The organism is Kitasatospora sp. NPDC086801, from assembly GCF_044745805.1.
GTDB lineage: Bacteria > Actinomycetota > Actinomycetes > Streptomycetales > Streptomycetaceae > Kitasatospora.
Genome location: NZ_JBIVAX010000022.1, coordinates 113,047 through 138,399, shown reverse-complemented (window position 1 = coordinate 138,399; position 25,353 = coordinate 113,047). Strand labels below are relative to the sequence as shown.

Genomic DNA, 25,353 nt, shown 5'->3' with positions numbered 1-25,353 from the left:
CGCGCGTGCACGTCGCCGCCCACCGGTCGGACCACCACCACCGGCGGCACCTCCGCCGACACCTCCGCCAGCGACTCGACCTCCACAAACTCCGGAGCAGCAACCATCTTCACCGGCACCCAGTCCACCTGGAACAACGCGTCCCGAGCCGCTGCCGACCCGCCGCTCGACACCGCGCGCAGGGCCAGCGAACCAACGGACGCCACCGGGTGCCCCTCCGTGTCGGCGATCGCGAGCGAGGCCCCACCGCCCGCCGAAGGCATCAGGCGCACCCGGACCGTCGACGCCCCGGAGGCGTGCAACGCCACGTCCTCCCACGCGAACGGCACACCGCCCTTGTCGGACCCGGCCAGCGCGAACGCGTGGAGGCAGGCGTCGAACAACGCCGGATGCAGCCCGAAGCCACTGCCGTCAGCGCCCTCCGGCAGAGCCACCTCCGCGAACACCTCGTCCCCGCACCGCCAGACGGCCCGGAGCCCCCGGAACGCCGGACCGTACTCGAACCCGGCCTCCGCCAGACCCTCGTACAACCCGGCCAGGTCGACCACCTCGGCACCAACCGGCGGCCACACCGAGGCATCGAACGCCACGGGCACCGCGCCCGAGCCCAGCACACCGCTCGCGTGCAGCGTCCAGACCGTCCCGTCCGCGTCGTCCGGCCGGGCATGCATCGTGAGCGCGCGCCGCCCGGACGCGTCCGGCTCGCCGACCCACACCTGGACCCGCACGCCGCCCCGCTCGGGCAGGACGAGCGGCGCGGCCAGCGTCAGCTCCTCGACCAGATCACAGCCGACCTCGTCCCCGGCACGCACGGCCAGCTCGACCAGCGCCGTGCCCGGCACCAGGACCGAACCCATCACGACGTGGTCCGCGAGCCACCCGTGCGACCGGGCCGACAACCGGCCGGTGAACAGGTAGCCGTCCGTGTTGACCAGCTCGACGGCCGCGCCCAGCAGCGGGTGCTCGGCGGCACCGAGTCCCGCGAGCCGGACGTCACCGCCGCGCGCGAGGGTGACCGCCGGCCAGTAGTGCCGGTGCTGGAACGCGTACGTGGGCACGTCCACGGCGCGGGCACCGGTCCCGGAGAAGAGGGCGGCCCAGTCAACGCGCGCGCCGGTGACGTGCAAGCGCGCGAGGGCGGTCAGGACGGTCGTGTCCTCGCCCTGGTCCTTGCGGAGAACGGGGGTCAGGACGCCGTCGCCGGAGAGGGAGGCGGCCGCGAGGGCGGCGAGGACGCCGTCGGGGCCGAGTTCCAGGAAACGCGTGACACCCACGGCCTCCAGCGTGCGGACGCCGTCGGCGAAGCGGACGGCCTCACGGACGTGACGCACCCAGTAGTCGGGGGTGCAGAGGTCCTCGTCGCCGAGTTCACCGGTGAGGTTGGAGACCAGCGGGATCGAAGGGGCGTTGTAACTCAGCCCGTTGAGGACCTCACGGAAATCCTCCAGCATCGGATCCATCAGCGGCGAATGGAACGCGTGCGACACCCGCAGCCGGTTCGACTTGCGGTCGGCGAAATGCGCGCGGACCGCCTCGACGGCCTCCTCCGTCCCCGAGACCACGACCGACGTCGGGCCGTTCACGGCGGCGATCGACACGAACTCACCCAGCAGCGGCAGCACTTCCTCCTCCGCCGCCTGCACCGCCAACATCGCACCACCCGAAGGCAACGCCTGCATCAAACGGCCACGAGCGCTCACCAGCACACACGCGTCCTCCAGCGAGAACACCCCGGCCACGTACGCCGCCGCGACCTCACCGATCGAATGCCCCGCCACGAACCCCGGCCGCACACCCAGGGACTCCACCAGCCGGTACAGCGCCACCTCGACCGCGAACAACCCGGCCTGCGCGTACTCCGTCCGGTTCAACAACTCCTCGTCCACACCCCACACGACCTCCCGAACCGGCAGCTCCAGAACCCCACACACCTCATCGAAAGCCCGAGCGAACACCGGGAACCGGCCGTACAACTCCCGCCCCATCCCCAGCCGCTGCGACCCCTGACCCGAGAACAGGAACGCCGTCCCACCCTCACCCGCAAGCCCCCGGGCCACCTCGACGCCGTCGACGAGCACCACCCGGTGGGGGAAGGCCGTCCGCCCGGACAGCGTGAACGCCACATCCGCAGCCTGGAGTTCACCGACCTCCGCCAGCCGCGCGACCTGAGCGTCCAGCGCCGCCTCGGACCTGGCGGATACCACCCAGGGCATCGCCCCCGGCGTCACCGCAGCGTCCTGCACGGCCTCGGGCTCGGCCTGCTCAAGGATCACGTGCGCGTTGGTCCCACTGATGCCGAACGACGACACGCCCGCGCGGCGGAGCCGGCCGGCCTCCGGCCACTCCTGGGCCTCGGCCAGCACCTCCACCGCGCCCGCTGTCCAGTCCACATGGGACGACGGCGTGTCCACATGCAGGGTTCGCGGCAGCAGCCCGTGCTGCATCGCCAGCACCATCTTGATCACGCCCGCGACACCGGCCGCCGCCTGCGCGTGCCCGATGTTCGACTTGATCGAGCCCAGCAGCAACGGCAGTTCGCGGTCCTGCCCGTACGTCGCGAGCAGCGCCTGCGCCTCGATCGGGTCGCCCAGCGTCGTGCCCGTGCCGTGCGCCTCCACCGCGTCCACGTCACCGAACGACAGCCCGGCGCTCGCCAGCGCCTGCCGGATCACCCGCTGCTGCGACGGACCGTTCGGCGCCGTCAGACCGTTCGACGCACCGTCCTGGTTCACCGCGCTGCCGCGCAGGACCGCCAGCACCCGGTGCCCGTTGCGACGGGCGTCCGACAGGCGCTCCAACACCACGACACCGACGCCCTCGCCCCAGCCCACGCCGTCCGCCGCGTCCGCGAACGAACGGCACCGGCCGTCGGCCGACAGGCCGCCCTGGCGCGAGAACTCCACGAACGTCCCCGGCGTCGACATCACCGTCACGCCGCCCGCGAGCGCCAGCGAGCACTCGCCGCCGCGCAGGGCCTGCGCCGCCAGGTGCATCGCCACCAGCGACGAGGAGCAGGCCGTGTCCACCGTCACCGCCGGGCCCTCGAAGCCGAAGGTGTAGGACACCCGGCCGGAGGCGACGCTGGGGGCGCTGCCGTTGCCCCGGAAGCCCTCGAACTCCTCGCCGTCGAGGAGCGAGCGGTAGTCGGTGTACATGATGCCCGCGAAGACGCCCGTCCGGCTGCCGCGCAGGGACAGCGGGTCGATGCCGGCCCGCTCGAAGGCCTCCCACGAGGTCTCCAGCAGCAGGCGCTGCTGCGCGTCCGTCGCCAGCGCCTCGCGCGGACTCATGCCGAAGAACTCGTGGTCGAAGTCCCCGGCGGTGTGCAGGAACGCGCCCCGCCGGGTGTACGACGTGCCCGGGACGGACCGGTCCTCGCTGTAGAGCGAGTCGACGTCCCAGCCGCGGTTCACCGGGAAGTCGGACACCGCGTCCACACCGTCGGCCACCAGCCGCCACAGGTCCTCGGGCGACTCGACGCCACCCGGGTAGCGGCAGGCCATGCCGACGATGACCACCGGGTCGTCCGACGACACCGGGAGCGCCGACGGGAGTTCCTCGGCCTCCTCGGCGCCGAACAGGCCCTCCAGGACGAAGCCCGCCAGCGCGCTCGCCGTCGGGTAGTCGAACACGACGGTGGCCGGCAGTTGGAGACCGGTCGCCGACCGCAGCCGGTTGCGCAGCTCGACCGCCGTCAGCGAGTCGAAGCCGAGGTCCTGGAACGCCCGCGACGGGTCGACGACCGGGCCGCCCTCGTGGCCCAGGACCACGGCGATCCGGTCGCGCACCAGCTCCAGGACGGCCGCCCGCCGCTCGTCCTCGCCCAGGCCCGAGAGCCGCTGTGCGAGGCCCGCCGAAGCGGCCGGGCCCGCGACCGCCGCGCGCCGGACGCGGCCGCGCACCAGTCCGCGCAGCAGGGCGGGCACCGCGTCCTGGGCCCGCAGCGCCGCGAGGTCCAACCGGACCGGCAGGATCGCGGGCACGCCCGCCGCGAGCGAGGCGTCGAACAGCGCGGCGCCCTCGGCGGGGGTGAGCTCCGGCATGCCCGAGCGGGCGATCCGGTGCAGGTCGACGTCGGCGAGCGTGCCGATCATGCCGCCGTCGCGGGTCCACGGGCCCCAGGCCTGCGAGACGGCGGTCAGGCCGAGCGAGCGGCGGTGGACCGCCAGCGCGTCCAGGTAGGCGTTGCCCGCCGCGTAGGCGGCCTGGCCCGGGCCGCCGAAGACGCCGGAGACGGAGGAGAACAGGACGAAGGCCGCCAACTCGCCTTCCTTCGTGGCCTCGTGCAGGTGCCAGGCGGCGTCCGCCTTCGGGCGCAGGACGGCGCCGACGCGCTCGGCGGTCAGGGAGCCGATGACGCCGTCGTCGATCACGCCGGCCGTGTGGACGACCGCGCGGATCTCGTGCCGGGCGAACAGGCCTGCCACCGCCGCCGGATCGGCGACGTCACACGCCTCGACGACGGCCTCCGCGCCGGCCGCCGCCAGCTCGGCGAGCAGGTCGTCCGTGCCGTCGGCGTCCGCGCCCCGGCGGCTGACCAGCAGCAGCTGCCGCACGCCGTGTTCGACGGCCAGGTGCCGGGCCATGACCCGGCCCAGGCCGCCCGTGCCGCCGGTGATCAAGACCGTGCCCTCGCCGGCCCACACCACCGGCTCGCCCGCCGATTCGGCGCGCACGAGCCGGGCCGCGAGGACCTCCCCGTCGCGGACGAGCACCTCCGGCTCGTCCACACCCAGGGCGGCGGGCGGCAGTTCCTCCGAACCCGCCAGATCCACCAGGCCGAACCGGCCCGGCTCCTCCGACATCGCGGACCGCACCAGGCCCCACGCCGCCGCGCCCGGCAGGTCCTCGCCCGCCACCACGCCGCGCGTCACGAACACCAGCCGCGAGGCCGCGAAACGCTCCTCCGCCAGCCAGCCCTGCACCAACTCCAGCACCCGGGCCGTACGGGCGTGTACGCCGTCGTCCACCGGTCGGACCACCACCACCGGCGGCACCTCCGCCGACACCTCCGCCAGCGACTCCACCTCCACGAACTCCGGAGCAGCAACCATCTTCACCGGCACCCAGTCCACCCGGAACAGCCCGTCCCGAGCCACTGCCGACCCGCCACTCGACACCGCGCGCAGGGCCAGCGAACCAACGGACGCCACCGGCAGGCCCTCGGCGTCGGCGACCGCCACCGCCACGGACTCCTCGCCGGTCCGGGTGACGCGCACGCGCACCGAGGACGCGCCGGAGGCGTGCAGCGACACGTCCTCCCACGAGAACGGCACGACGCCGTGCGGCATCCCGTTGACGGCCGTCACGTGCAGGGCGGCGTCGAGCAGCGCCGGGTGCAGGCCGTAGCCGGTACCCTCGGTGTCCTCCGGCAGGGCGACGTCGGCGAAGACCTCGTCCCCTCGCCGCCAGGCGGCCCGCAGGCCCTGGAACACCGGGCCGTACGCGTAGCCGCCGTCGGCCATGGCCTCGTACAGCCCGGTCAGGTCGACCGCCTCGGCGCCGGCCGGCGGCCAGACTGACGTGTCGAACACGGTGCGCATCTCCCCCACCGCCAGGACGCCGGTCGCGTGCCGGTCCCAGGCGCGGCCGTCGGCGCCCTCGGGCCGGGAGGCGATGGTGAAGGTGCGGCGGCCGGTCTCGTCGGCCGCGCCGACCCGCAATTGCAACTGGACGCCCTCGTGCTCGGGCAGGACGAGCGGTGCGGCCAGGGTCAGTTCCTCGACGCGGTCGCAGCCGGCCTCGCCCCCGGCACGGACGGCCAGTTCGAGGAACGCGGTGCCGGGCAGCAGGACGTCGCCGCGCACGACGTGGTCGGCGAGCCAGCGGTGGGACTGGCGGGAGAGCCGGGACGTGAACAACAGGCCGTCTTCGTCGGAGAGTTCGAGCGAGGCGGAGAGCAGCGGGTGGTCGGCGGTGTCGAGGCCCGCCGCGCCGAGGTCACCGGCGGTCGCGCGGACGGCCACGGGCCAGTAGCGGCGGTGCTGGAAGGCGTAGGTCGGCAGGTCGACGGGGCGGACGGCGGTGCCGGCGAAGAGCGCGGCCCAGTCGACGGGCGCGCCGGTGACGTGCAGGCGCGCGAGGGCGGTCAGGACGGTCGTGTCCTCGTCCTGGTCCTTGCGGAGGGAGGAAGCCAGTACGGCCTCGTCGGAAAGGAGGGGGGCCGCCAGCGCCGTCAGGACACCGTCGGGGCCGAGCTCCAGGAAGCGGGTGACGCCGGCGGCCTCCAACGCGCGCACACCGTCGGCGAAGCGGACGGCCTCGCGGACGTGGCGCACCCAGTAGTCCGCCGAGCACAGCTGCTCGGGAGCGGCTGTCTCCCCCGTCAGGTTGGAGACCACCGGGATCGAAGGAGCAAGGTACGTCAGCCCGTTGAGGACGGCCCGGAAGTCCTCCAGCATCGGGCCCATCAGCGGCGAGTGGAACGCGTGCGAGACCCGCAACCGGGTCGTCCTGCGGTCGGCGAAATGCGCGCGGACCGCCTCGACGGCCTCCTCCGTGCCGGAAACGACGACGGAGGTCGGGCCGTTCACGGCGGCGATCGACACGAAGTCGCCCAGCAACGGCAGGACTTCCTCCTCCGTCGCCTGCACCGCCAGCATCGCACCGCCCGAAGGCAACGCCTGCATCAGCCGGCCACGAGCGCTCACCAGCGCGCACGCGTCCTCCAGCGAGAACACCCCGGCCACGTACGCCGCCGCGACCTCACCGATCGAATGCCCCGCCACGAACCCCGGCCGCACACCCAGGGACTCCACCAGCCGGTACAGGGCCACCTCGACCGCGAGCAACCCGGCCTGCGCGTACTCCGTCCGGTTCAACAACTCCTCGTCCACACCCCACACGACCTCCCGAACCGGCAGCTCCAGAACCCCACACACCTCATCGAAAGCCCGAGCGAACACCGGGAACCGGCCGTACAACTCCCGCCCCATCCCCAGCCGCTGCGACCCCTGACCCGAGAACAGGAACGCCGTCCCGCCGCCCCGGACCGCACCCCCGACGACCCCGCCCGAGCCCGCCGCCAGCGCGTCGAGCCCACGCAGCAGCGCGTCCCGGTCCGAACCGACCACCACGGCCCGGTGGTTGAGCATCGACCGGCTCGTGGCCAGCGCCGCCGCGACGTCCGCGACCGGCAGGCCCGCCGCGACGTCGCGCAGGCGGGCGGCCTGGGCGCGCAGCGCGTCCGGCGTCCGGCCGCTCAGCACCCACGGCACGACGGCCGGGGCCGGGGCGGCCTCCGCAGGCTCCTCCGCCGCAACCTCGTCCGCCTGCTCCAGGACCACGTGCGCATTCGTCCCGCTGATGCCGAACGCCGAGACGCCCGCCCGGCGCGGACGCCCGGTCCGCGGCCAGTCGCGGGCCTCCGTCAGCAGTTCGACGGCGCCCGCCGTCCAGTCCACGTGTGAGGACGGCTCGTCGACGTGCAGGGTGGCCGGTAGCACCCCGGCGCGCAACGCCATGACCGTCTTGATGACGCCCGCGACGCCGGCCGCCGCCTGGGCGTGGCCGATGTTCGACTTGACGCCGCCGAGGTAGAGCGGCCGGTCGGCGGGCCGGTCCTGGCCGTAGGTCGCGAGCAGGGCCTGCGCCTCGATGGGGTCGCCGAGGGTCGTGCCGGTGCCGTGGGCCTCGACGGCGTCGACCTGGTCGGGGGTGATGCGGGCGTTGGCGAGCGCGGCCTGGATGACGCGCTGCTGCGAGGGTCCGTTGGGGGCGGTCAGGCGGCTGCTGGCGCCGTCCTGGTTGACGGCGGTGCCCCGGACGACGGCGAGGACCTCGTGGCCCAGGCGCCGGGCGTCCGAGAGGCGCTCGACGAGCAGGACGCCGACGCCCTCCGCCCAGGAGGTGCCGTCCGCGGCCTCCGCGAAGGGCTTGCAGCGCCCGTCGGGGGCGAGGCCGCGCTGGCGGGAGAACTCGGTGAACAGGCGGGTCGTCGGCATGACGGCGACGCCGCCGGCGACGGCCATCGAGCACTCGCCGGCGCGCAGCGCACGGACCGCGAGGTGGAGGGCGACGAGCGCTGAGGAGCACGCGGTGTCGACGGTGACCGCCGGGCCCTCCAGCCCGAGGGTGTAGGCGATGCGGCCGGAGAGGACGCTGACGGCTCCGCCGGTGAGGAGGTGGCCCTCGGTCTCCTCGGTCCGGCGGGCGAGGGAGCCGTAGTCGGTGTCGGCGCCGCCGATGAACACGCCGGTGTCGCTGCCGCGCAGGGCGGCGGGGGCGATCCGGGCGCGCTCGACGGCCTCCCAGGCGGATTCGAGGAGGAGCCGCTGCTGCGGGTCCATGGCGAGGGCCTCGCGGGGGGCGATGCCGAACAGCTCGGCGTCGAAGTCGGCGACGCCGTCGAGGAACCCGCCGTGGCGCACGTAGCTCTTGCCGGGGGTGCCGGGGGTGGGGTCGTAGAGGCCGCCGGTGTCCCACCCGCGGTCCTCCGGGAGGTCGCCGATGGCGTCGGCGCCGTCGGCGACGAGCCGCCAGAGGTCCTCCGGGGTGCGGACGCCGCCGGGGTAGCGGCAGGCCATCCCGATGATCGCGATCGGCTCGGCGTCCCTCGCCTCGACGGACTCCAGGCGCTGCTTCGTGCGCCGCAGGTCCGCGGTGACCTTCTTGAGGTAGTCGCGGAGCTTGTCCTCGGAGGTGCTGGCCATGGGTGGGAAACCTCGCAGTTCGGAAGGGTGGTACGGGTCCGTGGTACGGGTCCGTGGGACGGCCCCGGGGCGGACGGCCCCGGGGCCGGTCCTCAGGCGAGTCCGAGCTCGCGGTCGATCAGGTCGAACATCTCGTCGTCCGTGGTGTCGTCGAGTGCGTCGTCCGGCCCGTCGGCGGCCGCGGGCGGCTCGGTCGCGTCGCCGTCGAGCCGCCACTGGAGGCTCTTGAGGCGGGCGAGGAGGAGGGTCCGGGAGTCGGCGTCCAGCTCGGTGGCGCCGAGCGCGCTCTCCAGCTCGTCGAGTTCGGCGAAGACGGGCCGGGCGGGCGCCGCGGTGCCGGTGGGCGCGCCGACCAGGTCGCGCAGGCGCCCGGCGAGGGCGGTGGGCGACGGATGGTCGAAGATCGCCGTGGTGGGCAGCCGCAGGCCGAGTTCGGCGTTGAGGCGGTTGCGCAGCTCGACGGCGGTCAGGGAGGACATGCCGAGGTCGAGGAAGCCGCGCTCGGGTTCGACGGCCCCGGGCGAGCCGTGGCCGAGGACGGCGGCGAGGTGGCCGACGACGACGTCCAGCAGCAGCTTCTCCTGCTGGGCCGAGGCGAGGCCTGGCAGCCGGTCCAGGACGCCCCGGTCGGCGGCCGCCGCGCTCCCGGCCGGCCCTGCGGCCGTGCGCCGGGTCGCGGCACGGCGGGGCGCGAGCTCGGCGAAGAGCGGCGCGGCCCCGGCCGTGGCGAGGGCGTGCCGGTCGAGCCGGATCGGGGCCAGGTGCGGTCGGTCCACACCGCTGGCGGCGTCGAGCAGGGCGAGGCCCTGGACGGCCGTGAGCGGCAGCATGCCGGAGCGCGCGAAGCGGGCGATGTCCACGGCGTCCAGCGTGGACGTCATTCCACTCGATTCTCCCCAGTATCCCCACGCGAGGGAGACGCCCGGGCGGCCTTCGGCGCGGCGGCGGTCGGCGAGGGCGTCGAGGAAGGCGTTGGCGGCGGCGTAGTTGGCCTGGCCGGGGCCGCCGGCCGTGGCGGCGAAGGAGGAGAACAGGACGAAGGCGGAGAGGTCGAGGTGACCGGTCGCCTCGTGGAGGTTCCACCCGGCGTCGACCTTGGGGCGCAGAACCTCGGCGAGTTGGTCGTCCGTCAGGCTTTCGAGCAGTCCGTCGTGCAGGACGCCGGCGGCGTGGACGACTCCGGTGAGCGGGTGCTCGGCGGGGACGGTGGCGAGGAGGGCGTCGAGGGCGGCGCGGTCGGCGGTGTCGCAGGCGGCGATGCGGGCGTCGGCGCCGAGGGCCGTGAGGTCGGCGAGGAGTTCGGCCGCGCCGGGGGCGTCGGGGCCGCGGCGGCCGGTGAGCAGGAGGTGGCGGACGCCGTGTTCGGTGACGAGGTGGCGGGCGACGAGGGCGCCGAGGGTGCCGGTGCCGCCCGTGATCAGGACGGTGCCCGCCGGGTTCCAGGACCATGCCCGGCCGTCCACGGCTTCGTTCACCGGGCGCAGCCGGGGCGCCGTCACCTCGCCGCCGCGAACGGCCAGGCGCGGCTCGTCGGGGTCGGCGAGGGCGGCGGGCAGGGCGGCGGCGGAGGCCGGGTCGTCGTCGAGGTCGACGAGGAGGAAGCGGCCGGGGTGCTCGGACTGGGCGGAGCGGACGAGTCCGTGGGCCGCCGCCTGGGCGAGGACGAGGACGTCGCCGGCCGGGGCCACGGCCTCGGCGCCGTGGGTGAGCAGGGCCAGGCGGGCGTCGGCGAGCCGGGGCTCGCCGAGCCAGGCGCGGGCGAGGCCGTGGGTGGCCCGGACGGCGCGGTGCGCGGCGGTGACGGGGTCGCCTTCGTCGGCCGCGGTGAGGCGGTGGACGACGGTGGCGGGTGCGGGCTCTCCGGCGTCGAGGGCGGCGGTGAGGGCGGCGAGGTCGGCGTAGGCGCGGGCGCCGAGGGCGGCGGCGAGCGCGTCGTCCTCGCCGAGGACGGCCGTGTCCCCGAGGTCGCTTCCGGAGATGGCGGTCCTGGGTGTGGGGGCCCACTCGACCGCGTAGAGCGGGTCGGCCGCCGGGGCGAGGTGCTCGGCCGCGATCGGGCGGACGGTGACGGCCTCGGCGGTGAGCACGGGGGCGCCGTCGGCGTCGGCGGCGGTGAGCGCGTGGCTGCCGTCGGCGGCCGGGGTGAGCCGGACGCGGAGCAGGGCGGCGCCGGTGGCGTGGACGGTGACGCCTCGCCAGTCGGTGGGCTGGGCGGGGTCGGTGCCGCCCCGGAGGGCGGCGAGCAGGGACTGGAGCAGCCCGGGGTGGACGCGGAAGCCGGCCGTCTCGGTGCGGTGCTCCTCGGGCAGGGCAACCTCGGCAAACAGTTCGTCGCCGCGCTGCCAGCGCGCCAGGACGGTGCGGAAGCGCTCGCCGTACTCGGTGCCGCCCGGCTCGGCGGCGTCCACCGCCTGGGCGCTCGCGGGGGGCCATTCGGTCAGGGACGCGCCACCGGCACTCTGACCGGCGCCGGCACCGGTCAGAGTGCCGGTGGCGCGGCGGGTCCACGGGGTGTCGTCGGGGGCGCCGGTCGGGCGGGCGTGGATGGTGAGGGCCCGTCGGCCGTCGGCGTCGGCGGGTCCCGCGGTGAGCTGGAGGTCGACGGTGCCGTGGTCGGGCAGGGTCAGCGGGCTGAGCTCGGTGAGCTCGGCGACGGTCGGGGAGCCAGCCTCGTCCCCGGCCCGCACGGCCCAGTCGAGCAGCGCGGTGCCCGGCACGACGGCGGTGCCGCGCACGCGGTGGTCGGCCGTCCACGGGTGCGTCGTGGTGCCGATCCGGCCGGTGATCAGCACGGTGTCGGCGTCCGCGAGGCGGACGGCGCGGTCCAGCCCGCAGGGTTCGAGGGGCGCGCCGGTGCGGGCGGCGTCCTGGGTGAGCCAGTAGCGGCGGCGCTGGAAGGCGTAGGTGGGCAGGTCGACGGGACGGCCGCCGGCGAGGGCGGGCCGCCAGTCGATCCGCACGCCGCGCACGTGGGCCTCGGCGAGGGAGGTCAGCAGCCGGGCCGGGCCGCCGTCCTCGCGCCGGACGGTGCCGAGCACGACGGCCCGGGCGCCCGCGTCGGCCGCGGTGTCCTCGACGGCCACGGCGAGCACGGGGTGCGGGCTGCATTCGAGGAAGGCGTCGTGGCCCTGGGCGAGCAGGGCGCGGACGGACTCCTCCAGGCGGACGGCGTGCCGCAGGTTCCGGTACCAGTAGCCGGCGTCGAGCGGGGTGTCGCCGAGCCAGTCGGCGGTGACGGTGGAGAAGAACGGGATGCGGGCCTCGCGCGTGGTCAGTCCGGCGAGTTCGGTGCGGAGGGTCTCCTCGATCCGCTCGACCTGGGCGGAGTGGGAGGCGTAGTCGACGGGGATGCGCTTGGCCCGGACGCCGTCGCGGGCGTAGCCGGCCAGGAGGTCGTCGAGGGCCGCGGTCTCGCCGGAGACGACGACGCCGGACGGGCCGTTGGCGGCGGCCACCGAGATCCGGCCGCCGTAGGGCTCGATGCGGGCGAGGACGTCGGCGTGGGCCTGCGGCACCGACACCATGCCGCCGTGGCCGGAGAGGCCGCGGGCGATGGTCTGGCTGCGCAGGGCGACGACCTTCGCGCCGTCCTCCAGGGAGAGCGCGCCGGCCACGCAGGCGGCGGCGATCTCGCCCTGCGAGTGGCCGAGCACGGCGGCGGGGGTGACGCCGTGGGCCTGCCAGCAGGCGGCGAGCGCGATCATGGTGGCCCACAGCGCGGGCTGGGCGACGTCGACGCGGTCGAGTGACGGCGCGTCGGCTTCGCCGCGCAGGACGGCTTCGAGGGACCAGTCCGCCCAGGGGGCGAGGGCCTGACCGCAGGCGGCGATCCGCTCGGCGAACTCCGGTGAGACGTGCAGTAGTTCGGCGCCCATGCCGACCCACTGGGAGCCCTGGCCGGGGAAGACGAGGACGACCCGGCGGTCGCGCCCGGCGCCGTGCCGGCCGGTGACGACGCCCGGGGCGGGCGTGCCGTCGGCGAGCGCGGCGAGTCCGGCACGCAGGTCCTCGGTGCTCGTGCCGACGACGGCGGCGCGGTGCTCCAGGAGGGCGCGGCCGGTGGCGAGGGAGTGGGCGAGGTCGAGCGGCGCGGCGGTGCTGGTGGGGAGGTGGTCGAGCAGCGCGCGGGCCTGGCCGCGCAGGGCCTCGGCGCTGCGGGCGGAGAGCAGCCAGGGCAGGGCGGGGCGCTCGGGCGCCGGGGCCGGTTCGGGCTCCTGGCCGGGGGCCTGTTCGAGGATCACGTGGGCGTTGGTGCCGCTGAGGCCGAAGGAGGAGACGCCAGCGCGGCGGGGCCGTCCGGTGGCGGGCCAGTCGCGGGCCTCGGTGAGCAGGTCGACGGCGCCCTCCGTCCAGTCGACGTGCGTGGTGGGCCGGTCGATGTGGAGGCTCCGCGGGAGGGCGGCGTGCCGCAGGGCGAGGACGGTGCGCATGACACCGGCGACGCCCGCGGCGGCCTGGGTGTGGCCGAGGTTGGACTTCACCGAGCCGACGAGGAGCGGGTGTTCGCGGTCCTGGCCGTAGGCGGCGAGGAGGGCCTGGGCCTCGATCGGGTCGCCGAGGCGGGTGCCGGTACCGTGCGCCTCGACGGCGTCGACCTCGGCGGGCGTCAGACCGGCGTCGGCCAGGGCGGCCCGGATCACGCGCTGCTGGGACGGGCCGTTCGGAGCGCTGAGCCCGTTGCTGGCACCGTCCTGGTTGACGGCCGAGCCGCGCACCACGGCCAGCACCGGGTGCCCGTTGCGCCGCGCGTCCGAGAGCCGCTCGACCAGCAGCACTCCGACGCCCTCGGAGAAGCCGGTGCCGTCGGCGGCGTCGGCGAAGGGCTTGCAGCGGCCGTCACCAGCCAGGCCGCGCTGGCGGGCGAAGTCGACCGGGATCATCGGCGTCGACATCACGGTGACGCCGCCCGCAAGGGCGAGCGTGCACTCGCCGCCGCGCAGCGCGCGGACCGCGAGGTGGAGCGCCACCAGGGACGACGAGCAGGCGGTGTCGACGGTGACGGCCGGGCCCTCCAGGCCGAGGGTGTAGGCGACTCGGCCGGAGATCACGCTCGCGGCGTTGCCGGTGCTCACGTACGGCGCGGCCTCGTCGGGGATGCGGGCGACCCGGTCGAGGTAGTCGCTGGAGGACAGGCCCGCGAAGACGCCGGTGCGGCTGCCGCGCAGCGTGCCGGGGTCGATGCCGGCGCGTTCGAGGGCCTCCCACGAGGTCTCCAGGAGGAGCCGCTGCTGCGGGTCCATCGCGAGGGCCTCGTTGGGGCTGACGCCGAAGAACGCGGCGTCGAAGCCGGCGGCGTCGGCGAGGAAGCCGCCCTCGCGGGTGCGGGAGGAGCCGGGATGATCGGGGATGCCGTCGTAGAGGCGGTCGAGGTCCCAGCCGCGGTCGGCCGGGAAGGGGGCGATGGCATCGGTGCCGTCGGACAGCAGGGTCCACAGGTCGTCGGGTGTCGCGACTCCGCCGGGGAAGCGGCAGGCCATGCCGACGATCGCGATCGGCTCGTCGGCGGCCTGGGGGGCCGCACCGGCCGTGGCCGCCCCGCCGGTGCCGGTGAGGCCGTCGGCCAGGTGCCCGGCGAGCGCCCCGGGGGTGGGGTGGTCGAACACCAGGGTCGCGGGCAGCCGCAGGCCGGTCGCGCTGTTGAGGCGGTTGCGCAGTTCCACTGCGGTCAGCGAGTCGAGGCCGAGGTCGCGGAACGGCCGCGTGGCGTGGATCTGCTCGGCCGAGGAGTGGCCGAGGACGGCCGCGGTGCAGCCGCTCACCAGGTCGAGCAGCGCCGAGGCGCGGTCGGCCGCGGTGAGCCCGGCGAGGCGGGCGCGCAGCCCGTCGGCGGCCTGGGCGCCCTGCGCGGTGCGGCGGGCCGGGGTGCCCACGAGAGGGCGCAGCAGGGAGCGCAGCAGAGCGGGGAGTTCGGCCGCGCCGCGCGAGCGCAGGGTCGCGGTGTCGAGGCGGACGGGGACGAGCAGGGCACAGTGGTCGGCGAGGGCCGCGTCGAACAGGGCGAGGCCGTCCGGGGTGCTGAGGGTGAGCGCGCCGGACTGCTCGGCTCGGGCCCGGTCGGTGGCGCCGAGGTGGGCGGTCATGGTGCTGGCCTGCGCCCACAGTCCCCAGGCGAGGGCGGTGGTGGGCAGCCCGGCGACGCGGCGGTGCTGGGCGAGGGCGTCGAGCCAGGCGTTGGCGGCGGCGTAGTTGCCCTGGCCGGGCGAGCCGAAGACGCCGGCGGCGGAGGAGAACAGGACGAGGTCGGCGAGGTCGAGGCCGCGGGTGAGCTCGTGCAGGTGCCGGGCGGCGTCGGCCTTGGGGCGCAGCACGGCGGCGAGCCGGTCGGCCGTCAGGCCTTCGACCACGCCGTCGTCGAGGATGCCGGCCGCGTGGACGACGGCGGTGAGCGGGTGCTCGGCGGGCACGGCGGCCAGCAGGGCGGCCAGGGCGTCGCGGTCCGCGGCGTCGCAGGCGGCGACGGTGACCTCGGCACCGAGGGCGGTCAGCTCCTCGGCGAGGGCCGCCGCGCCGGGGGCGTCGGGGCCGCTGCGGCCGGCGAGCAGCAGGTGCCGCGCGCCGCGCGCCGTGACCAGGTGGCGGGCGAGCTCGGCGCCGAGGGTGCCGGTGCCGCCGGTGATCAGGACGGTGCCGTCGGCGGCCCAGGGACGCGGGACGGTGAGGACGATCTTGCCGGTGTGCCGGGCCTGGGCCATGTACCGGAAGGCCTCGCGGGCGCGGGTGACGTCCCAGCAGGTGAGCGGGAGGGGACGCAGCGCGCCCCGCTCGAACAGCTCGACCAGATCGGCGAGCATCTGCCCGATCCGCTCGGGCCCGGCCTCCTGGAGGACGAAGGCCTGGTAGCGGGCGCCGCCGTGGGCGGCGGCGACCTCGGCGGGGTCGCGGACGTCGGTCCGGCCCATCTCGATCAGCCGTCCGCCCGGCCCGAGGAGGCGCAGCGAGGCGTCGACGTACTCCCCGGCAAGGGAGTTGAGGACGACGTCCACACCTTCGCCGCCGGTGGCGGTGCGGAAGCGCTCCTCGAAGTCGAGGGTGCGGGAGGAGGCGATGGCGGTGTCGGGCAGGCCGTCGGCGCGCAGCAGGTGCTGCTTGGCCTCGCTCGCGGTGCCGTAGACCTCGGCGCCCCAGAGGCGGCCGAGCTGGGTGGCGGCCATGCCGACGCCGCCGGCCGCGGCGTGGACGAGGAGGCGTTCGCCGGCCCGGAGGTCCGCGAGGTCGCGCAGGGCGTAGTAGGCGGTGAGGAAGACGACGGGGACGGAGGCGGCCTGGGCGAAGGTCCAGCCCTGCGGGACGCGGGCGAGCAGGCGGTGATCGGTGACGGCGAGTGGGCCGAACCCGCCCGGAGCCATGCCCATGACGCGGTCTCCGACGGCGAGTCCGGTGACACCGGGGCCGAGTTCGCGCACGACGCCGGCCGCCTCGGAGCCGAGGAGGCGGGCACCGCCCGGGTACATGTCGAGGGCGTTGAGGACGTCGCGGAAGTTGAGGCCGGCCGCGCGGACCTCGATGCGAACCTCGCCCTCGGCGAGCGGCGCGGCCGCGTCGGGGCTCGGCAGGAGTTCGAGGTTGTCGACCGTGCCCTTGGTGCGGATGTCCAGGCGCCACGGGCCGTCGGGCGCGGGCAGCGGCGCGGCGGTGTGGGCGCGGGCCAGGCGGGGGGCGTGGGCGGTGCCGTGGCGCAGGGCGAGCCGGGACTCCCCGGTGGCGAACGCGGCGGGCAGGGCGCGCCAGGAGGCGGGGTCGTCGTCCAGGTCGGCGAGGACGATGCGGCCGGGGTGCTCGCTCTGGGCGGAGCGGACCAGGCCGTGGACGGCGGCGGCGGGCAGGTCGTGGACGTCCTCGGCGGGGTCGGCGGCGACGGCGCGGCGGGTGGTCACGAGCAGGGTGGCGTCGGGGCGGTCGTCGGCGAGCCACGTCTGGAGGACGGCGAGGGCGCGGTCGAGGGCGTCGAGCGGCTCGTCGCCGCTGAGTTCGACGAGCGTGACGTCCGCGTCGGCGCCGAGGGTGACGCCCGCCTCGGCGAGGGCCGCCGCGTGGGCGGGCGGTTCGCCGAGGACGGTCCAGCGGGCGGGGGCCGGCCCCGGCTCGGGGAGGGTCAGGGCCGGCCAGTCCAGGTGGAAGAGCGCCTCGCGCGCCACCCGGGCGGCCGGTTCGAGGGCGCCCTCGGCGAGCGGGCGCACGGCCAGGGCCTCGACGGCGGCCACCGGGCGGCCGGCCGGGTCGGCCATCTCGACGGACACCGCGTCGGGCCCGGCCGGGGTGAGCGTCACCCGCAGCGCGGTGGCCCCGGCGGCGTGGAGCGTGACGCCGGTCCAGGCGAACGGCAGCCCGGGGCGGCCCGCCAGCGGGCCGAGCCCGGCCGGGTGGAGGGCGGCGTCGAGGAGGGCGGGGTGCAGGCCGTAGCGGGCGGCGTCGGCGCGGGCCGGCGCGGGCAGCTCGACCTCCGCGTGGACGGCGGCACCGAGGCGCCAGGCCGCGCGGACGCCCTGGAACACCGGCCCGTAGCCGTAGCCGTGCTCGCGCAGGCCCGGGTAGAAGCCGCCGACGTCGATCGGCTCGGCGCCGGCGGGCGGCCAGGCGGCGGACGCCGGCGCGGGCTCGGCCCCGGCGGGGGCGACGCTGCCGTCGGCGTGCCTGGTCCAGCCCTCGGGCGCGTCCGCGTCGGCCGGGCGGGTGTGCAGGGCGACCGGGCGGCGGCCCGTGTCGTCCGGGGCGCCGACCTCGATCTGCACCTGGAGCGCACCGCGCTCGGGCAGCAGGACGGGCGCGTGCTGGGTCAGTTCCTCGATGCGCCCGCAGCCGAGCTCGTCGCCGGCCCGGACGACCGCCTCGACCAGCGCGGCGCCGGGCACCACGACGGTGCCCGCGACCGCGTGGTCGGCGAGCCACGGGTGGGTGTGCAGCGACCAGCGGGCGGTGGCCACCAGGCCGCCGCCCTGGGCGAGTTCGACGGCGGCGCCGAGCAGCGGGTGCTCCGGCGCGGCCAGGCCGGCCGTGGTGACGTCGCCGCCCGTCCCGCCCGGACGCGGCCAGTAGCGCTGGCGCTGGAACGGGTACGTCGGCAGCTCGGTGGCGCGCGCGCCGGTGCCGGCGAACAGGAGGTCCCAGTCCACCCGGGCGCCGTGGTTGCGCGCGTCGGCGAGGGCCAGCAGGAAGCGGCCGGCGCCGCCCTCGTCGCGGCGCAGCGTGCCGAGGGCGGCGGCGGGCAGGCCGCTGTCCTCGATCGTCTCCTGGACGCCGGTGGTCACCACGGGGTGCGGGCTGACCTCGACGAACACCCGGTGGCCCGCGGCCAGCAGGGTGCGGGTGGCCTGCTCGAACTCCACGGTGTGGCGCAGGTTGCGGTACCAGTAGGCGGCGTCCAGCCCGGCGGTGTCGATCACGGCGCCGGTGACGGTCGAGCAGAACGGGACGTCGGCGCTGCGCGGGGCGATCGGCGCGAGGAGGTCGAGCAGCTCGTGCTCGATGCGCTCGACGTGCGCGGAGTGCGAGGCGTAGTCGACGGGGATGCGGCGGGCCCGCGCGCCGGTCCGCTCGCAGTCGGCGATCAACTCCGCCAGGGCCTCGGGGTCACCCGAGACCACCACCGAACCGGGGCCGTTGACGGCGGCGACGGAGATGCGTTCGTCCCAGCGCGTGAGGCGCTCGCGGACGGCGGCGACCGGCTCGGCCACCGAGACCATGCCGCCGAGGCCCGCGAGCCGCCGGATCGCTCGGCTGCGCAGGGCGACGACGCGGGCGGCGTCGTCCAGGGAGAGCGCGCCGGCCACGCAGGCGGCGGCGATCTCGCCCTGCGAGTGGCCGAGCACGGCGGCCGGTTCGACGCCGTGCGCGCGCCACAGTTCGGCCAGCGACACCATGACGGCGAACAGCACGGGCTGCACGACATCGACCCGGTCGAAGCCGGGCGCACCGGGTTCGCCGCGCAGGACGTCGGTTGCCGACCAGTCGGTGAACGGCTCCAGGGCCGCCGCGCACTCGGCGAAGCGCTGCGCGAACACCGGTGCGGTGTCGAGGAGTTCGACCGCCATGCCGGCCCACTGGGAGCCCTGGCCGGGGAAGACGAACACCGGTGCGCCCTCCCCTGCGGCCTGTCCTTCCAGGACGGCAGGGGTGGTACGGCCTTCGGCGAGTGCGTCCAGACCGTCCAGCAGCCCGGCCCGGTCGGGCGCGACGACGGCGGCCCGGTGCTCCAGGGCGGCGCGGGTCGTGACGAGGGAGCGGGCGACGTCGTCGAGGGCGGGCTCGGCGGCACGGACGTGGGCTGCGAGGCGGCGGGCCTGCTCGCGCACGGCCTCCGGTGTCCGGGCGGACAGCAGCCAGGGCAGCGGGCGGCCGGCGGCCGGGCGCTCGGGCGGCGGCTCGGGCGCGGGGGCCGCTTCGAGGATCACGTGGGCGTTGGTGCCGCTGACGCCGAACGAGGAGACGCCGGCGCGCGGCGGCCGTCCGGTCCCGGGCCACGTGCGGGCCTCGCTCAGCAGCTCGACGGCGCCGGCGGTCCAGTCGACCTGCGCGGTCGGGGCGTCGATGTGCAGGGACTTCGGGAGCTCGCCGTGCTGCATCGCGAGCACGGTCTTCATCACGCCGGCCACCCCGGCGGCGGCCTGGGTGTGGCCGAGGTTGGACTTCACCGAGCCGAGGAGCAGCGGGTGTTCGCGGTCCTGGCCGTAGGTGGCGAGGAGGGCCTGGGCCTCGATCGGGTCGCCGAGGCGGGTGCCGGTGCCGTGCGCCTCGACGGCGTCGACCTCGGCGGGCGTCAGACCGGCGTCGGCCAGGGCGGCCCGGATCACGCGCTGCTGGGACGGGCCGTTGGGCGCCGTGAGGCCGTTGGACGCGCCGTCCTGGTTGACGGCGGAGCCGCGCACCACGGCCAGCACCGGGTGCCCGTTGCGCCGCGCGTCCGAGAGCCGCTCGACGAGCAGCACGCCGACGCCCTCGGCCCAGCCCGTCCCGTCCGCCGCGGCGGCGAACGGCTTGCAGCGGCCGTCGGGGGCCAGGCCGCGCTGGCGCGAGAACTCGACGAACACCTGCGGCGTGGACATCACCGTCACGCCGCCCGCGAGCGCCAGCGAGCACTCGCCCCGGCGCAGGGCCTGGGCGGCCAGGTGCAGGGCGACCAGCGAGGACGAGCACGCGGTGTCGACCGTGACGGCCGGGCCCTCCAGGCCGAGGGTGTAGGCGACGCGGCCGGAGATCACGCTCGCGGCGTTGCCCGTCATCACGTGCCCGGCGACGCCCTCCCGGGCCGCGTCCAGCAGCACCTGGTAGTCCTGGAAGTTGGAGCCGACGAACACGCCGGTCCGCGAGCCGTGCAGCGCCCCGGGGTCGATGCCGGAGCGCTCGACGGCCTCCCAGACCGCCTCCAGCAGGAGCCGCTGCTGCGGGTCCATCGCGAGGGCCTCGCGCGGGGAGATCCCGAAGAAGGCGGCGTCGAAGTCGGCCGGGGCGGTGAGGAACGCGCCCTCGGCGACGTAGCTGGTGCCCTCGTGGTCAGGGTCCGGGTGGTGCAGGCGGTCGGTGTCCCAGCCCCGGTCGGCCGGGAACGGGCCCACCGCGTCGCGGCCCTCGGCGAGCAGCCGCCAGAGGTCCTCCGGCGACTCGATGCCGCCGGGGAAGCGGCAGGCCATCGCGACGATCGCGATCGGCTCGTCGGCGGCGACGGCAGGGGCCGCGAACGTCTCGCCCGCGGCCGTACCGGCCAGCTCGGCGCGCAGGTGCGCGGCGACGGCGGTCGGGGTCGGCTGGTCGAACAGCAGAGTGGCGGGCAGGCGCAGACCGGTCGCGGCGGTGAGGCGGTTGCGCAGCTCGACGGCGGTCAGCGAGTCGAACCCGAGATCCCGGAACGCCCGGGCGGCACCGACGGTCGCGGTGGAGGCGTGCCCGAGGACGGCGGCGGCCTCGGTGCGGACGAGCTCCAGCAGCAGGCGCTCCTGCTCGTCGGCACTGCGGCCGCGCAGCCGGTCGGCCGGCGGGGAGTCGGTGGTCGTCGTGGCGACGCCCGGGTGGACCGCGCGACGCACCTCGGGCAGGTCCGCGATCAGCGCGCTCGGGCGGGCGGCGGTGAGCACGGGGGCGAGCGCGCTCCAGTCCACGTCCGCCACGGTGAGGACGGAGGCATCCGCGAGCAGGGCCCGACGCAGCGCGGCGACCGCCCGCTCCGAAGCCATCGGGGCGAGCCCGCTGCGCCGCATCCGCCCGGTGAGGCCCGGGTGGTCCCCCGCCATGCCGCTCCCGGCCCACGGGCCCCAGGCGACGGAGGTGGCCGTCAGCCCGGCGGCGCGGCGGTGCTCGGCGAGGGCGTCGAGGTAGGCGTTGGCGGCCGCATAGTTGGCCTGGCCGGGGTTACCGAGGACGCCCGTGATCGAGGAGAACAGGACGAACAGGGCGAGGTCGTGCCCGGCCGTCAGCTCGTGGAGGTTGCGGGCCGAGACGGCCTTGGCCCGCAGCACGGCGTCGAAGCGGTCGGCCGTGAGGCTCTCCAGTACGCCGTCGTCGAGGGCACCGGCGGCGTGGACGACGCCGGCGAGCGGGTACTCGGCGGGGACGGCGGCGAGGAGGGTGGCGAGCGCGTCGCGGTCGGCGACGTCGCAGGCGGCGAGGGTGACGCGGGTGCCGAGGGCGGTCAGCTCGTCGCTCAGCTGCTGCGCGCCGGGGGCCCCGGGGCCACGGCGGCCGACGAGGACCAGGTGCTCGGCACCGGCCTGGGCCAGCCAGCGGGCGGCGTGGGCACCGAGGGCGCCGGTGCCGCCGGTGACGAGGATGGTGCCCCGGGGCGCGGTCCAGCCGTCGGGGGCGTCCGACGCGGGCGCCGTGCCCGGAGCGCCCGGCCGCACCCCGCCACCCGCGTCGGCGACCGGCACGGCCTGGCCTGCGGCCACGGGCTCCGCGCCCACCGTCGCTCGCCCATCCGGTGTCTGTCCCTCCGGCGCTCGTGCCTCCGGCGTCTGTCCCTCCGGCGCGGACGGCGGCGCCGTCGCGCGGCCGGGCACCGGCGGGAGGTGGCGGCGGGTCAGGCGGCGGGCGTAGGCGCCGGACCCGCGCAGGGCGAGCTGGTCCTCGGCGGTCTGGGCGAGGAGGCCGATCAGGCGGACGGCGGTGCGGGCGTCGGGGGCGGCGGGCAGGTCGATCAGGCCGCCCCAGCGCTGCGGGTGCTCCAGCGCGGCCACCCGGCCGAAGCCCCACAGCTGCGCCTGCTCGGGCTCGCTCACACGGTCCGCGCCCTCGGCCGCGACGGCGCCCCGGGTGAGGCACCAGAGCCTCGCCGGACGGCCCGCGGCCTCCAGGGTGCGCAGCAACTCGACGGTCGCGGGCAGGTAGCGGGGGACGAGGCGGTGGCCGGGGTGCGGGCGGCCGTCGGCGGCGAGGAAGGAGAGGACGCCGGCGAGCGGCTCGCCGGAGCCGTCCGCAAGCAGCGAGGCCAGGGCCTCGGTCCCCGCCGCCGGCTCGATCCGCAGGCCGCACTCGGCGAGGGCGTCGAGGACGGCTGCGGGCCATTCCTCCTCCGCGCCCTCCGGGACGACGGCGAGCCAGCGGCCCGGCGGTACGGCGTCGGTGAGGCCGCGTACGGGTACCCAGCTCGTCCCGTACGTCCACCCGTCCAGCGCGCCGAGCAGGCGCCGCTGCCCGCGCCAGGAGGCCAGGACGGGCAGCAGGTGGTCAAGCGAGGCCTCGGCGGCCTCCTCCGCGATCCCGAGGACGACCGACGCCTCCCGGAGGTCGCCGGCCTCGACGGCCGTCCAGAACGCGTCCTCGACCGGGTCTGCGGAGGGCGCGCCCGCGTCGCGGTGCTGGAGCTCGGGCAGCCAGTAGCGCTGCCGCTGGAACGCATAGGTGGGCAGGTCGACGCGACGGCCGCCGGACCGGGCGAGCACCGCCGCCCAGTCCGGGCCCGCGCCGCGCACGTGCAGGCGGGCGAGGGCCTCCAGGAGGGCCGACTCCTCGGGACGGTCCTTGCGGAGCACGGCGACCGGGGCCGCGTCGGCGGGCAGCGACTCGGCCGCCATCACGGTGAGGACGCCGTCCGGGCCGAGTTCGAGGAAACGGGTGGCTCCGGCCTCGTGCAGGGTGCGGACGCCGTCGGCGAAGCGGACGGCCTCGCGGACGTGGCGCACCCAGTAGTCGGGGGTGCAGAGGTCCTCGTCGCCGAGTTCACCGGTGAGGTTGGAGACCAGCGGGATCGAAGGGGCTTTGCAGCTCAGCCCGTTGAGGACCTCACGGAAATCCTCCAGCATCGGATCCATCAGCGGGGAGTGGAACGCGTGCGACACCCGCAGCCGGGTCGTCCTGCGGTCGGCGAAGTGCGCCTCGATCTCCGCGACGGCCTCCTCCGTCCCCGAGACCACGACCGACGTCGGGCCGTTCACGGCGGCGATCGACACGAACTCACCCAGCAGCGGCAGCACTTCCTCCTCCGCCGCCTGCACCGCCAACATCGCACCACCCGAAGGCAACGCCTGCATCAGCCGGCCACGAGCGCTCACCAGCGCGCACGCGTCCTCCAGCGAGAACACCCCGGCCACGTACGCCGCCGCGACCTCACCGATCGAATGCCCCGCCACGAACCCCGGCCGCACACCCAGGGACTCCACCAGCCGGTACAGGGCCACCTCGACCGCGAACAACCCGGCCTGCGCGTACTCCGTCCGGTTCAACAACTCCTCGTCCACACCCCACACGACCTCCCGAACCGGCAGCTCCAGAACCCCACACACCTCATCGAAAGCCCGAGCGAACACCGGGAACCGGCCGTACAACTCCCGCCCCATCCCCAGCCGCTGCGACCCCTGACCCGAGAACAGGAACGCCGTCGCCCCCTTCTCCACCACGCCCGTCACGCGGCCCGCTCCCCCGCCCCCGGCCGCCAGGGCGTCCAGGGCGCGCAGGCGCTCCTCCGGGTCGGCCGAGACGACGACGGCCCGGTGGGCCATGGCCGTCCGGCCGGTCGCCAGGGAATACGCGACGTCGGCCGGGTCGAGCGGTCCGCGTGTCCGGAGGTGGGTGGCCAGACGTCCGGCCTGGGCCCGCAGGGCCGTCTCGTCGTGCGCCGACAACACCCACGGCAGCACCGCCTCGGGCGCGGCCTCGGCCGCGACTTCGGCCGCGACTTCGGGCACGACGCCACCAGCGGGCTCCGTCGGCGCCGCCTCCAGCACGACGTGCGCGTTGGTACCGCTCACGCCGAAGGAGGAGACCGCCGCGCGCCGGGGCCACGCGTTGGCGGGCCACTTCCGGGCCTCGGCCAGGAGTTCGGCGGTGGCGGAGGTCCAGTCGACGTGCGGGGTCGGGGCGTCGAGGTGCAGGGTGCGCGGCAGCAGGCCGTGCCGCATCGCGAGCACCGTCTTGATCACCCCGGCCACGCCGGAGGCGGCCTGGGTGTGACCGGTGTTGGACTTCAACGCGCCGATGAGCAAGGGCTGTTCGCGGTCCTGCCCGTACGTCGCGAGCAGCGCCTGCGCCTCGATCGGGTCGCCGAGCCGCGTGCCCGTGCCGTGCGCCTCGACGACGTCCACCTCGGCGGGCGTCAGACCGGCGTCGGCCAGGGCGGCCCGAATCACGCGCTGCTGCGACGGGCCGTTGGGCGCCGTCAGCCCGTTCGAGGCGCCGTCCTGGTTGACGGCCGAGCCGCGCACCACGGCCAGCACCGGGTGGCCGAGGCGCTGCGCGTCGGAGAGCCGCTCGACCAGGAGGACGGCCGCGCCCTCGCTCCACGCGGTGCCGTCGGCCGCCGCCGCGAAGGGCTTGCACCGGCCGTCGGCGGCGAGGCCGCCTTGCCGGGAGAACTCGGTGAACATCTGCGGGCTCGACATCACCGTCACGCCGCCCGCGAGCGCGAGCGTGCACTCGCCGCGGCGCAGCGACTGGACGGCGAGGTGCAGGGCGACCAGGGAGGAGGAGCACGCGGTGTCGACCGTGATGGCCGGGCCTTCGAGGCCGAGGACGTAGGAGATGCGGCCGGAGGCGACGCTGACGGTGTTACCGGTCAGCAGGTGTCCGGCGGCGGTCTCGGCGATCTGGCCCGCGGTGGTGGAGGCGCTGTCGTAGCCGCCGTGTCCGGCGCCGACGAACACGCCGGTCGGCGTGCCGGTCAGCGTCCCGGGGTCGATACCGGCCCGTTCGACGGCCTCCCACGCGGTCTCCAGGAGGATCCGCTGTTGGGGGTCCATGGCGAGGGCCTCGCGCGGGGAGATGCCGAAGAACCCGGCGTCGAACTCGCCCGCGTCGTGCAGGAATCCGCTCTCGCGGGAGGTGACGGCGCCCTCGGGCAGGTCCCAGCCGCGGTCGGCGGGGAAGGCCGAGACGGCGTCGACGCCGTCGCGCACCAGGTCCCAGAGCTCCTCCGGGGAGGCGACCCCGCCCGGCAGCCGGCAGGCCATGCCGACCACGGCGATCGGCTCCCGGTGCTGCCCGGTCGCCTCGCGGAGCTGCTCGCGGGCCTCGTGGAGGTCCGCGATCGCCCGCTTCAGGTAGTCGCGGAGCTTGTCTTCGTTCGACATCGGGACGTCAACCTCTCCGGGGGTCGCCAGGAACGCGGTGCGGGCGGCCCTGTCGTGCGGGCCCGTCCCGGCAGGCCCGTTCCGGGGGCCGGCCGCAGGCTCCTGACGTCAGGTCCGACCCGTCGCCCGCCCAGTCTCGCCACGGACGGCTCCGGTTTTCCCTAGAGGCGTGGACGCGCCGAGGAGCACGGACGGGCGTGCCCGGCACCCGT

2 protein-coding genes are annotated in these 25,353 nt (G+C 76.2%); both read right to left on the bottom strand.

What is annotated here, in order from left to right; genetic code table 11:
- Positions 1-8,651, bottom strand: an 8,651-nt coding sequence (locus ACIPLC_RS22790; protein WP_400474826.1) for a type I polyketide synthase, incomplete at its 3' end; no start/stop codon positions are given.
- A gap of 92 nt (positions 8,652-8,743) precedes the next feature.
- The gene (locus ACIPLC_RS22785) at positions 8,744-25,141 is read right to left on the bottom strand and encodes an SDR family NAD(P)-dependent oxidoreductase (RefSeq protein WP_400474825.1); all 16,398 of its coding nucleotides are present in this window, start codon (positions 25,139-25,141) and stop codon (positions 8,744-8,746) included.
- Positions 25,142-25,353 lie beyond the last annotated feature (212 nt).